The following is a 13,019-nucleotide window of genomic DNA, read 5'->3' as shown; positions in this document are numbered from 1 at the left end:
GCCGCGAGCCGACCCGGGCCGCGGGGTCACTCCGCCCGGACCGCCCCGGCGACGCGCTCCCGCACCTGTTCAGGTGTCAGGTACGCGTCGGTGTACTCGAAGTCCTTCAGCTTGGCCGGCTTGCGGGCCTGGAAGCCGGTGCGGACGAAGTCGTCGCCGGCCAGCGCGTTGAGCGCCCAGTTCGTCGCCACCCGGGCCTTGGCCACGCCGGTGCGCAGCGCCGACCAGTGGTAGCCGCGGGCCACGGCCTGGGCGGGCAGCCCCTTCAGCTCGACGCCGAGCGGCTTGGAGACTGCGTCCGTGCCGCCGAGGTCGACGACGAGACCCAGGTCCTTGTGGACGTAGGGCCGCATCGGCTGGTTGCGCAGCATGGCGATGAGGTTCTCGGCCACGTGCCGGCCCTGCCGCATGGCGTGCTGGGCGGTGGGCGGGCAGACCGAGCCCTCCTGGCCCTTGGCGAGGTCGGGCACCGCCGCCGAGTCGCCCAGCGCGAACACCCCGTCGTGGTTCGGCAGGCACATCTCCGCGGTGACCGCGAGCCGCCCCTTCACGGTCTCCGCGCCCAGCGTGGCGATGAGCGGGCTCGCCACTACCCCGGCGGTCCAGATCAGCGTGCGGGTGGGCACGACCCGGCCGTCCGTGAAGGTGACCTCCTCGGGTCCGGCCTTCTCGATGGACACGCCGAGGGAGATCTCGATGCCGCGCCGCGTGAGGATCCGCTGCGCGTCCCGCCCGAGCTTCTCGCCCAGCTCGGGCATCAGCTTCGGCGCGATGTCGATCAGATGCCACTTGATCAGGCTCGGGTCGAGCCGGTTGTAGCGCTTGACCGCCGCGTGCGTCAGCCGCTGCAGACAGGCCGCGGTCTCGGTGCCGGCGTATCCGCCGCCGACGACCACGAACTGCAGCCGGGAGGCGCGTTCCACCGGGTCCTGGCTGGCGTCGGCGAGGTCGAGCTGGGAGATGACGTGGTCGCGGACGTACGCGGCCTCCGCCAGGGTCTTCATGCCGAAGGCGTTGTCGGTGAGCCCCGGGATGTCGAACGTGCGGGTGATGCTGCCGGGGGCCAGCACGATGTAGTCGTACGGCTCGTTGACGATCTGGTCGGTGATGGTGCGCACCACGCAGACCTTCGCCTTCAGGTCCACCCCGATGGCACCGCCCGGGATGATCCGGGTCCGGTACTTGCTGCTGCGGCGCAGGGAGAGCGCGATCGACTGGGGGGTGAGCACCCCGGAGGCGACCTGGGGCAGCAAGGGCAGATAGAGCTGGTAGGAGAACGGCGCCACCAGGGTGACGTCGGCCTCGTTCGGGGCGAGCCTGCGCTCCAGACGACGGACGCACTCGACGCCGGCGAAACCTGCGCCGACCACCAGGATCCTGGGTCGTGTCACGGTGTTCATCCCTTTCTGCGGCTCCAGGCGGTCTGCCGCGAACGCCATTCGCCTGCCCCTGGATCGCTGCTTCGCACCTCGTCGATCCCATCGCGCCCACGCCGATCCGGCCAGCCGGACGCGGCAGGCAGGCGACACGCCCCGGTCACCACGATGCCGCGCCCGGCCCCGGAGCGCGCCGGGCGGGAGCGGCGGAGCCCGGACCGACCCGCGGGGGAGGGACGCGTCCGGCTCAGCCGGAGCCGCGGAGGTGGCAGAGCAGCAGGCACACGTCGTCGTCGCGTTGCGAGTCGCTGAGCAGGGGACGCAGAAGGCCGTCCGCCGAACCGTCGAGGTCCGCCTCCAACTGGGCCGAGCCGAACCCGCCGAGCGCCTCGGAGAGCCGCGCGATGCCCGGGTCTATGCCCAGCGCGCGCCGCTCCACCAGACCGTCCGTGTACAGCGCGAGCGTCGAGCCCGGAGGCAGCGGGACGGTGTGGTCGGCGATCTCCTGCCGCAGCGGGATGCCGAGCATCGCGCCCGGTTTGGCGTCCAGGGTTCGGACCCGCCCGTCCGGGGTACGCAGCACCGGCGGCGGATGCCCGGCGGCCGCCCACGTCATCGTGGGGTCGTCGGGGTGGAAACGCGCGATGACGGCCGTGGCGAACAGGTCGGGCTGGAGGTGGTGCAGGAACGTGTGCAGCCGGGTCAGCAGCCGGCCGGGGCTGCCGCCGTCGACGGCATAGGCACGCAGCGCGGTACGCAGCTGGCTCATCATCACGGCGGCACGCAGCCCGTGCCCGGTCACGTCGCCGACCACGGCGATGGTGCCCCCGTCGGGCTGGCGGAAGGCGTCGTACCAGTCGCCCCCGATGTTCAGCCCGTGCGTGGCGGGCAGGTAGCGCGCGGCCAGGGCCAGTCCCGGCGGGGAGGGCAGCTCCGTGAGCAGGGCCCGCTGCAGCGTCTCGGCGATGTCCCGGTTGTGCTGGTAGCGCTGGGCGTGGTCGATGGCGATGCTCGCCCGCCGGGTCAGCTCGATCAGCATCACGGCGTCGTCGGGGTCCCAGCGCTCCCCGGGCGGCGACAGGGTCACCACGCCCAGGGGAGCCCGCCGCGTCGGCAGCGGGATGGACAGCAGGGGCCGCTCCGGCTCCAGCGCCGAGGGCGGCTGGTGCTCGACCCCGGGCAGACCGCCCGGGTCCACGGCGGCGTACTGCGGCCGGCCCGTGCGGGCCGCGACCACGGCGACGGCCGGATGCGCCGGGCCAGGCCGTTCGCCCTCCTGCTCGAACAGCCAGACGTCGACGCTCGCGGCGTACTCGGGCACCAGCAGCTCCGGCAGCCGGCGCACGATCTCGTGGTGGTCCAGCGAGGCCGTGAGCACCGCGCTCGCGTTCGCGAGGAAGGTCAGTCTGCGGCGGGCGTTCTCCGCCTCCGTGCGGGCCTTGCGTTCGGCGGCGAACGCCTCCCGCTGGGCCCGCCCGGCAGCGTCCAGCTCGGCGTGCAGGGCCACGACGCCCTGGTTGGTCTGCTGCAGCTCCTCCCGGTGGAAGTCCACCAGGTGCTCCTGCTCGCTCAGCCTCTCCAGCACCAGCGCCGTGTCCTCGTCCGCGCCCAGCAGCGCCTCCGCCAGCACGGCCGGGTCGTCCACCGCGGCCTCGGCCTCGGCGGCGGGCACGCTCTCGGGGCAGGGCACCGTGACCCGCCACGGGGGCTGGCCGGCGGCAGCGGTGTCGCCGGCCGGCGCCACCACCGCGTGCAGCACCTGCCCCGCGGCCTCCGGCGTGACGCGGGAGGCCGCCCCCGTCTCCAGGGTGAGCCGCCAGGCGCCGCCCTTGGTCAGGCACAGCCGCAGCTGCGCGCCGAGCGAGGACACCAGACGGGCGCGCTCCAGGGGAGGCACGCCGTAGGCCGTGGCCAGGCGCGCGGCGGCGATGCGCGCCCGCGCGGCCTCGGCGACGTCGGTGATCTGCCAGGTACGGGTCATGTGCGGTCCGGCGGGGTCGGGGCCAGTACGGCGACGGCGGTGTCGTCCCGCACCGGGCGGGCCGAGCTGCCGGCGTCCCGGACGATCACGGCGGCCGTCACCGCCGGGTCGGTCGCCGTGCGGCAGGTGTCGTAGGTGGGTGTCCAGCGGCTCGGCAGACCGTCGCTGTGCAGGACCAGGACACGGTCGTCCGCCCAGGCCGTCTCCTCCTCGCGGAGGGTCGTGGGCCGGTGGGTGCCGACGATGCCGGGCTGCGACACGAGGTGCCGCCAGGCGCCGCCCTCGCACAGCCGCGCCCCGATGTTGCCGACCCCGGCGAACCTGAGCACCGCGGCACGGGTGTCGACCTGGGCCACCGCCACGGCCGCGCCGCGGGTGCCCCTCAGCGCCTGGTCGAGCCGCCGCAGCGCCTCTGCGGGGCCGAGGTGGGCCGCGCCGCGCAGCGCCTCCACGGCCGCGGTCGAGGCGCGGGCCGCCTCCGGGCCGTGCCCCAGGCCGTCGGTCAGCATGAGCGTGACCCGGTCCGCGTCCCGGACCCAGCCCCAGGCATCGCCGGAGTACTCCGCGCCGCCGAACGGCACGTTCACGGCACCGGCCCGCACCCGGGACGCCGGGTCCGGCCCGGTGGCGGGACGGTCGGGCACGGCACCGATCCGGGCGACGACCACCGTGCCCCGGCCCGGGACGCTGTGCAGGTCGAAGTCGTCGGCGAGGCGCGCGCAGGTGCCGAGACCGGCACCGAGCGACCCCGTCGTGGTGAAGCCGTCGCTCAGCGCGGCGGACACGTCGGCCATCCCCGGCCCGTGGTCGACGGTGGCGACCTGCACCAGCCTCGTGTGCTCACCGCCGGTCACCAGGACCGGCGGGGCGACGACGTCGACGAGGACCTGGCCGCCCCCGGCGTGCTTCAGCAGGTTGGTGGCCAGCTCGGTCGCCACCAGCGCGGCGGTGGCGGCCCGCTGCTCGTCCAGCCCGGCCAGGGCCGCCGCGTGCTCGGCGGCCACCCGGGCGTCGCGCACCCGCGTCGAGTCGTGCACGGGTACGTCCCACACGCGTGGCATCAGCTCTCCCCACGGGGGCGAGGAGGCCGACCCACCCAGGAGGTCACCCGCACGGTGGTCCCTGCTCCGGGGCCGCTCTCGATCGTGAAGTCGTGCACGAGGCGCCGGGCGCCGCCCAGGCCCATGCCCAGCCCGCCGCCCGAGGTGAAACCGTCGCTGAGCGCCTGCTCCAGGTCCTCGATGCCCGGTCCCTCGTCATGGAAGGTCAGCCGCAGCCCTCGTACACCTCCCTCGGTGAGGGGCTCCGTCTCCATCGTCCCGCCGCCCCCGTACACCAGGGTGTTGCGGGCCAGTTCGCTGGCCGCCGTGACCAGTTTCGTCTGGTCCACCAGACCGAAGCCGATCTGGGCGGCCGTCTGCCGCACGTGCTGGCGGACCCACACCAGATCCATGTCCGACCGGATCGGCAGGCGGGCCTGGGCGCCCGCGGCAGTGTGCATCACGGACTCTCCTGGCGCAGCCCGCCGTAGCGGGACGACGGGGCGTGCTGCGTGAGCAGCTCCATGGCCACCTCGGTGCTGAGCGCGGTGTGCATCCCCGGCAGGGTCAGACCCAGCTCCACCAGCGTGATGGCGACCGCCGGGCGCATGCCGACGACGACGGTGCGGGCGGCCAGCAGCTCGGTCTGCCCGGCGATCTCGGCCAGCACCCGGCCGAGGAAGGAGTCGACGATCTCCACACCGGAGATGTCGATGATCACCCCCGCCGCGCCGCTGCGGGAGATGGTCTCGGCGAGGTCCTGCTGGAGCTGCTGCGCCATGCTGTCGTGCAGGTCGCCCTGCAGGGTGACCAGCAGCACCTCTCCCAGCCGGAGAACCGGGACATGACCCGTCACGGGAGCCCCGTACGGACCACCCGGGAACGCCTCGCTCACCGGGCGACCACGCCGTTCGGGCCGGGGCCCACGATGCCGGCCCCGAGCTGGTGCAGGACGTGCCCGAGGGCGTCGGCGAGGCTCGCCCGGGTGACCACGGTGCCCAGGTCCAGACCCAGGTGGACCATGGTCTGGGCGATGGCGGGGCGGATGCCGGAGACGATGCACTCGGCACCCATGAGCCTGGCCGCCGCCACCGTCTTCATCAGGTGCTGGGCGACCAGCGAGTCGACGGTGGGCACGCCGGTGATGTCCAGGATCGCGTAGCGCGCCTGCTGCTCCACGATGGACTCCAGCAGGGTCTCCATGACGACCTGGCTGCGGGCACTGTCCAGCGTTCCGATCAGCGGCACGGCCACGATGCCGTCCCACAGCTTGATGACGGGAGTGGCCACCTCCAGCAACTGCAGCCGCTGGCGGTCGATGAGGGCCTGCCCCTCGCTGAGCGCCGTCTGCATGACCACGACCCGCAGGGTGCCCATCAGCACGCTCAGCGTGGTGACACAGGCCCGGGCCTCCTCGGGCGAGGCGTCCGGCAGGTCGGCCAGCAGCAGGTTCTCGACCGGCTGGCGCAGGGCGGCCAGCTCGCTGGACACCTGAGCGGTGCTCAGGCCGGCGCGGGAACGGGCCGCGCCCATCCTCGCCAACTGCTCGCGCACGGTCGTGAACCCCGCGGCGTCCGGGTCCTCCACCCGCTGCGCGTCCGCGACTTGGGCCAGCCCGTCCACCACCGCCTTGCCCGCCTCGACCGCCTCGTCACGGGAGACGGTGAACACGGCCCGGAACAGGGCTTCGTCGGCCCACCGCTGGGCGATCTCTTCACGGCGGCGCCGCAGGAAGTCCCTGACCTCGTGGGTCGGCGATCCCGCTGCTCCCTCGGCCTGTTCCGGCACCTGTTCCACTCCTCATCCGCGTTGCGCCGCACCGAACCCGCAGGCAACGTGACGGCGATGTGATCCTGCCGGGCGACCACTGTAACCACCCGCCGACCTCGTACGACACCTGCTCCCGAGGAGCGGCGGCGGACCGGGTTCAGGCGTCGGGCACCTGGGGTCCCCCCGGCAGCGCGTCGACGCGCGAGAGCGCCTCGTCGACGCTGTCGGAGACCGGCACGGTGATGCTGACCCCCGTCAGATCCAGGACCCGCCGCACCGCAGGGGTCGGCGAGATGATGTGCACACTGCCCGGCAGCTCGCGCGCCTCCTGGTAGACCCGCAGGATGATGTTCATGCCGGAGGAGTCCATGAACGGGACCTCCGACAGATCCAGCAGGAAGTGCCGCCGCCCGTGGTGCAGTTGGTTGGCCAGATGGTGCTGGAACTCGGTCGCCGTGTCGACGTCCAGGTAGCCCTCCACCTTGAGCAGCGCGACATCCTCCCGCGGCAGCGACACCTCTACGGACAGCGGGTTCTGGGCTATGGGCACGTGTACCTCCAACAAAGCGGCCGGCGCGGCGGGACGTCATGTCCCACCGCGCCCCGCGGTTACCCCCGAATCGGATCTCCACACCTGTCCGGTCGGAAGCGGGACCGCGTGCCGTTGGTCACCCGACCCGGATGCCCACGAGACACGTGTCGTCGTCCGTGTCGGACCGGCTGTAGGTGAGCAGCCGGTCCAGGTGCTGGTCCAGGGTGATCGGCGCCCTACGGGCCGTGCTCAGCAGCTGGGCCAGCGACTCCTCCACCGAGCGGTCACGGCGTTCGATCAGGCCGTCGGTGTACATCAGCAGCGTGTCCTCGCCGGCCAGCTGCACCTCGTCCTCCTCGTACGCCGCCTCCGCCACCGCGCCCAGCAACATGCCCCGCACCAGCGGCAGCGGCTTGGCCGCCGCGCCCCGGACCAGGACCGGCGGCAGATGGCCCGCCCGGGCCCAGCGCAGCGTCCGCAGGGACGGGTCGTACAGGCCGCACACCGCCGTGGCGGTCACCCCGCCCGTCAGGTGGTGCGCCACGATGTTCAGCCAGGACAGCAGCTGCCCCGGCCCGGCACCGGTGACCGCGAGGCCGCGCAACGCGTTGCGCAGCACCACCATGCTGGTCGCGGCCTCTATGCCGTGCCCGGCCACGTCCCCCACGCACAGCAGCACCAGCCCGTTCGGCAGCATCACGGCGTCGTACCAGTCACCGCCCACCAGCTGCTCCGTCTCCGCGGGCCGGTACCGGACGGCCACCTGGAGGTCCGGCACCTTCAGCGGACTCTGGGTCGGCGGCATGATGGCGTGCTGGAGCTGGAGCGTCAGCCGGTTGCGCTCGATGGCCTGCTGCTCGGTGTGGGCCAGCTGGTCGCGGGTCGCGGCGAGCGCCACCTCGGTCCAGTGCTGGGCCGAGATGTCCTGGTAGGCGCCGCGGACGACCAGCAGGCGGTCGTCGGTGTCCAGGACCGGTTCGGCCACCACCCGCACGTGCCGGGTGACGCCGTCGGGCCGCTGGAGCCGGAACGCTGCCGACGCCGGCCGCCGGTGGTGCAGCAGCGTCCGCAGGAACCGGCCGATGGCGACGGCGTCGTCCGGGTGGGCGTGCGCGGCCAGCTCCTCCAGCGGTACCGGCATGCTCGTCTGCGGGCGGCCGTACAGGTCGAAGAGCTGGCCGTTCCAGGTGATCTCACCGGTCAGCAGGTTCTCCTCGAAGCCGCCGATGCGCCCGAGGCGCTGGGCGTGCTGGAGGAGGCTCGCCAGCCGGGCCGTCTCGTCCTCGATGCGCCAGATGAGCAGCACGGCGTTGCCGTGCCGGCTCACGCTGATGTCCGCGACGGCCGACAACGGCACCTGGTCCACCAGGGCGGTCAGATTCATGCGCCGGGCCCGGAACGGCTCGCCGGTGGCGTACACCCGCTCCACGCTGCGGAACAGCTCGCTGTCCCCGGCGGCCATCGGGTAGGCCTCCAGCAGCAGCGCGCCGCCCACCACGGCCCGGGGCCGCCCGGCGGGATCCAGGAACCGCTTGTTCACGTGCTGGATGCGGAAGTCCGCCAGGTGACCGTCCGCGTCCAGGTGCGGCACCAGGACCAGCGCCGGGTCGTACAGGCCGTCGGCCAGGTCCATCAGCTCCACCGCGTCCGGCATGACCCGCGGCTCCTGTCCGGCGCCGGGCGCCGGCGTGTACGACTCCAGGGTGTGCGCGCACAGCTCCGCCAGCGCCTCCACCTGCCGGACCACCTGGGGCGGCTGCGGGTCCAGCGGCGCCGGCCAGGCGATCTCCAGGACGCCGTGGATGCGCCCCCCGGTACCGGCGGGCACCGCGACCCTGCCGCCGTCCGGGTACTGGTGCCGGCCCATGCTGGGCAGGCTCGTCCCGGTCAGGGAGGTGAACCACTGACCCGCGCGCTCGGTCAGTCCCGACCGGGCCACCGTCGCCACGTCCGGTGGCACGTAGCGCCAGCGGGCGGCCTCGGCCGCGGAGAAGCCCGCGCTTCCGGCCAGCGTGAGCGAGCCGTCGTACCCGGCCGCCCAGATGGCCACGGCGGCCGCGCCGAGCGGGCGCAGCGCCTGCTCCAGCAGGGCGTCGGCGACGGCCTGGGTGTCGTCCGCGGCGAGCGCGCCGCTCTCGGCCGCCCGCAGACGCACCGCGGCCGACTCCGCCGCCGCGTCGCCGTCGGCGGTGGCGTCCTCGGCGTCCACGCTCTGCACGGCGGCGGTGGCGGTGAGGAAGGCTTCCGTCACCTCCGACATGCGGTCGCGGGCGGCCTGGTTGATGACGTCGACCGCGAACTCCAGCGGGGTCACCTGCGACTGCTCGGCCAGCTCGGCGAGCTGGCGGGCGGCCTCGGCCGGACCGCACCCGAGCCGGGCCACCAGGATGCCCTTGGCCAGCTCTATCAGAGCCCGCCCCTCGGCCTCCGCCTGGGCGGCGCGGACCTCGCGGCTGAGCCGGTCCACCGTGGCGGCCAGCCGGCCCACGGGGGACACCGGGGTCATGCCGCGCAGGGCGGCGGCCGGTCCGTCGACCGCGCGGGACGGTGACGGCCCGGAGACCGCGGGCGGCGCGGTCGAGAGGTCCGGCGGCGTCCCGCCGACCGGTTCGCTGGGCTGCTCGGACTTGCTCACGATGGGGACGCTCCTCGACTGGAGACCGCCACGGTGCGCGACGCGACGCGCCGCGCACCGCCCGGCCCACCGGTGTACGGGACGGGGGCCGGCGCGCTCATGCGGGCAGCCACCGTCGGACGCAGGCGATGAGGTCCTGCGTGTCGACCGGCTTCGTGACGTAGTCGCTGGCCCCCGAGGCGAGGCTCTTCTCCCGGTCGCCCGGCATCGCCTTCGCGGTGACGGCGATGATCGGCAGCTCGGCGTACCGGGGGATCCGGCGGATCTCGGCGGTCGCCGTGTAACCGTCCATCTCCGGCATCATCACGTCCATGAGGACGAGCGCGATCTCCGGGTGGTCCACCAGCGTCTCGATGCCCCGCCGCCCGTTCTCCGCGTGCAGCACCCGGAAACCGTGCAGCTCCAGGATGCCGCTCAGCGCGAACAGGTTGCGCGCGTCGTCGTCGACGACGAGGACGGTGCGCCCGGCCGACGGGTCGTCCACCGTCTGCGGGGCCAGGTGCTGCGGTTCCTCCGGCCGGACCAGGGAAAGCACGTCCCCGGGCTCCTCGGCGGCCAGGTGCAGCGCGATGCGCTCCCGCAGCTCGTCGAGGCTGGACAGGAACTCCAGCGCCCCGTCCTGCGCGCCCGAGAGCAGGCTCTCCTCCAGGGCCGCGTCCGCACGGTGACCGCTGTGCACCAGCACCGGCACGCTCGCCAGCGCCGAGTCGCCCCGCAGGGCCCGCAGGAAGCGTGACGCCTCGCCGTCCCGCATGCCCAGCTCCAGGACGACGCAGTGGCACGGCTCGTCCGCCAGCGCGCCCGCGGCCTCCTGCGCCCCCACGGCCGTGATGACGTCGAGCGGCGGCCGGTCGCCCGCGTCGTCCCGTCCGTGGGCCAGGTCGGTGATCACGCTCTCCGCCACGAGGGTCAGCAGACCGCGCGGACGCTCCTCCACGACGAGCAGCCGCCGAGGGCGCTGCCGCGGGCCGCTGGTGAGCTCGGGCACCGGCGCCGGACGGGTGAGCACGTCGGCCGGCGACTCGGCCGGGACGTGGTCCGGGCCCCGCGCCAGCAGGTCCTCGAAGTCGGGCCGGGCCGCGGGCAGGAACAGGGTGAAGGTGCTGCCCCGGTCGGGCGTGCTGTCCACGGTGACGGCGCCACCGAGCAGCTGGGCGATCTCCCGGGTGATGGAGAGGCCGAGTCCGGTGCCGCCGTACTTGCGGCTGGTCGTGCCGTCCGCCTGCTGGAAGGCGCCGAAGATCGACTCCAGGTTCTGTTCCGGGATGCCGATGCCGGTGTCCTTCACCCGGAAGGCCACGACGGCACCGCCCCGCACCACGCCCGGGGGCACCTCGTCGTCGTGGGCCGGCTCGACGGCCAGCTCCACCCCGCCCCGCTCGGTGAACTTCACCGCGTTGGACAGCAGGTTGCGCAGCACCTGACGCAGCCGGGAGTCGTCCGTCAGCAGGTCCGCCGGCGCCCCGGTGGCCGTCGACACCGTGAACTCCAGGCCCTTCTGCGTCGTCATGGGCCGGAAGGTGGCCTCGACGTACTCGATGAGCTGCCGCAGGGTCACCCGCTCGGGGGAGACGTCCATCTTCCCCGCCTCGACCTTCGACAGGTCCAGGATGTCGTTGATCAGCTGGAGCAGGTCCGAGCCCGCGGAATGGATGATGCCCGCGTACTCGACCTGCTTCGGGGTGAGGTTGCGCGAGGGGTTCTGCGCGAGGAGCTGGGCGAGGATCAGCAGACTGTTCAGCGGGGTGCGCAGCTCGTGGCTCATGTTCGCCAGGAACTCCGACTTGTACTTCGAGGCCAGCGACAGCTGCTGGGCACGGGCCTCCAGCTCCTGGCGCGCCTGCTCGATCTGCAGGTTCTTCGCCTCGATGTCCCGGTTCTGCGTCGCCAGCAGGGACGCCTTGTCCTCCAGCTCGGCGTTGGAGCGCTGCAACTCCTCCTGCTGCACCTGGAGTTCCGCCGAGCGCGCCTGCAGTTCGGCGGTCAGGCGCTGGGACTCGGCGAGCAGCTCGTCGGTGCGCGCGTTGGCCACGATCGTGTTGACGTTCACGCCGATGGTCTCCATCAGCAGTTCCAGGAAGTCCCGGTTGATCTGCGTGAACGGAGCGACCGACGCCAGCTCGATGACACCGAGGACCTGCCCCTCGACCACGATGGGCACCAGCACCAGGGCGGTGGGCACCACCTCGCCGAGCCCGGAGGAGATGGTCACGTAGCCCGGCGGCAGCTCGTCCACCACGATGGTGCGGCGGCTGCGCGCGGCCTGGCCGACCAGGGTGCGGCCGAAGGCGATGCGGGTGGGCTTGGCGGAGTCCTCCGGGTAGCCGTACGAGCCGACCAGGCGCAGCTCGGGGCCCTTCTCGCCCTCCTCCGCCAGGTAGAAGGCGCCGTACTGGGCGGCGACCAGCGGCACCAGCTCGTCCATGATCAGCTCGGCGACCACGGGCAGGTCGCGGTGTCCCTGCATCAGGCCGGAGATCCGGGCGAGGTTGGTCTTGAGCCAGTCCTGCTCCTGGTTGGCCCGGGTGGTCTCGCGCAGGGACTGCACCATCGCGTTGATGTTGTCCTTGAGCTCGGCGACCTCGCCGGAGGCCTCCACGTTGATCGAGCGGGTCAGGTCGCCCTCGGCGACGGCCGACGTGACCTCCGCGATCGCGCGGACCTGCCGGGTGAGGTTGCCCGCCAGCTCGTTGACGTTCTCCGTGAGGCGCTTCCAGGTGCCGGAGACACCCTCGACCTCCGCCTGGCCGCCGAGCCGTCCCTCGGTGCCGACCTCACGGGCGACGCGGGTCACCTCGTCGGCGAAGGCGGAGAGCTGGTCGACCATCGTGTTGATGGTCGTCTTCAGCTCCAGGATCTCGCCGCGCGCGTCGACGTCGATCTTCTTCGACAGGTCACCCCGGGCCACCGCCGTCGTCACCAGCGCGATGTTGCGCACCTGGCCGGTGAGGTTGTTGGCCATGGAGTTGACGTTGTCGGTGAGGTCCTTCCAGGTGCCGGCGACGTTCGGCACGTGCGCCTGGCCGCCGAGCCGTCCCTCGGTGCCGACCTCGCGGGCGACGCGGGTGACCTCGTCGGCGAAGGCGGAGAGCGTGTCGACCATCGTGTTGATGACGTCGGCCAGCGCGGCGACCTCGCCCTTGGCCTCGACCGTGATCCGCTGCGAGAGGTCGCCGCGCGCCACGGCGGTGGCGACCTGCGTGATCGAGCGCACCTGGCCGGTGAGGTTGTTGGCCATGGAGTTGACGTTGTCGGTCAGGTCCTTCCAGGTGCCCGACACGCCGCGCACCTGCGCGCGCCCCCCGAGGTTGCCCTCGGTGCCGACCTCGCGGGCGACGCGGGTGACCTCGTCGGCGAAGGCGGAGAGCTGGTCGACCATCGTGTTGATGGTGTTCTTCAGCTCCAGGATCTCGCCGCGGGCGTCCACGGTGATCTTCTGCGACAGGTCGCCCTTGGCCACGGCGGTGGCGACCTGGGCGACGTTGCGGACCTGGTTGGTCAGGTTGCCCGCCATGAAGTTCACCGAGTCGGTGAGGTCGCGCCACGTGCCCCTGACGCCCTGCACGTCGGCCTGGCCGCCGAGCCGTCCGTCGGTGCCGACCTCGCGGGCGACGCGGGTGACCTCGTCGGCGAAGGCGGAGAGCTGGTCGACCATCGTGTTGATGGTGTTCTTCAGCTCCAGGAT

The 13,019-nt window shown here is 73.2% G+C and carries 9 protein-coding genes; all 9 read right to left on the bottom strand.

What is annotated here, in order from left to right; genetic code table 11:
• Positions 1–26 precede the first annotated feature (26 nt).
• Entirely contained in the window at positions 27–1,400 is a 1,374-nt protein-coding gene (locus tag ACGF5T_RS28910; RefSeq protein ID WP_356610786.1) for an NAD(P)/FAD-dependent oxidoreductase, read from the bottom strand.
• A 223-nt stretch (positions 1,401–1,623) separates the two neighbouring features.
• Positions 1,624–3,357 (bottom strand): SpoIIE family protein phosphatase, encoded by a 1,734-nt coding sequence (locus ACGF5T_RS28905; RefSeq protein ID WP_366767684.1) that lies wholly within the window; start codon positions 3,355–3,357, stop codon positions 1,624–1,626.
• Positions 3,354–4,418 carry an ATP-binding SpoIIE family protein phosphatase gene (locus tag ACGF5T_RS28900; protein WP_361017116.1) on the bottom strand — a complete coding sequence of 355 codons (1,065 nt, stop codon included), beginning with the start codon at positions 4,416–4,418 and terminating at the stop codon, positions 3,354–3,356. The genes ACGF5T_RS28905 and ACGF5T_RS28900 overlap by 4 nt, the downstream gene beginning before the upstream one ends.
• Positions 4,418–4,858: an anti-sigma regulatory factor gene (locus ACGF5T_RS28895; RefSeq protein WP_356610806.1), complete on the bottom strand. Its 441-nt coding sequence runs from the start codon at positions 4,856–4,858 to the stop codon at positions 4,418–4,420. The genes ACGF5T_RS28900 and ACGF5T_RS28895 overlap by 1 nt, the downstream gene beginning before the upstream one ends.
• Entirely contained in the window at positions 4,858–5,292 is a 435-nt protein-coding gene (locus ACGF5T_RS28890; RefSeq protein WP_356610789.1) for an STAS domain-containing protein, read from the bottom strand. Before ACGF5T_RS28890 ends, ACGF5T_RS28895 begins: the two co-directional genes overlap by 1 nt.
• Positions 5,289–6,185 (bottom strand): STAS domain-containing protein, encoded by an 897-nt coding sequence (locus ACGF5T_RS28885; RefSeq protein WP_356610790.1) that lies wholly within the window; start codon positions 6,183–6,185, stop codon positions 5,289–5,291. Before ACGF5T_RS28885 ends, ACGF5T_RS28890 begins: the two co-directional genes overlap by 4 nt.
• A 139-nt stretch (positions 6,186–6,324) precedes the next feature.
• Complete coding sequence (locus tag ACGF5T_RS28880) at positions 6,325–6,717, bottom strand: STAS domain-containing protein (protein WP_356610791.1); 393 nt, start codon at positions 6,715–6,717, stop codon at positions 6,325–6,327.
• 118 nt (positions 6,718–6,835) lie between these two features.
• Positions 6,836–9,334 carry a SpoIIE family protein phosphatase gene (locus tag ACGF5T_RS28875; protein ID WP_392889683.1) on the bottom strand — a complete coding sequence of 833 codons (2,499 nt, stop codon included), beginning with the start codon at positions 9,332–9,334 and terminating at the stop codon, positions 6,836–6,838.
• Between the two features lie 97 nt (positions 9,335–9,431).
• Positions 9,432–13,019 (bottom strand): HAMP domain-containing protein (locus ACGF5T_RS28870; RefSeq protein ID WP_356610792.1); only part of this gene is annotated, 3,588 nt, incomplete at its 5' end.

The organism is Streptomyces sp. NPDC047853, from assembly GCF_043204535.1.
Lineage (GTDB): Bacteria > Actinomycetota > Actinomycetes > Streptomycetales > Streptomycetaceae > Streptomyces.
The sequence above is the reverse complement of the archived record's forward strand: the minus strand, read 5'-3'. Positions and strand labels throughout refer to the sequence as shown.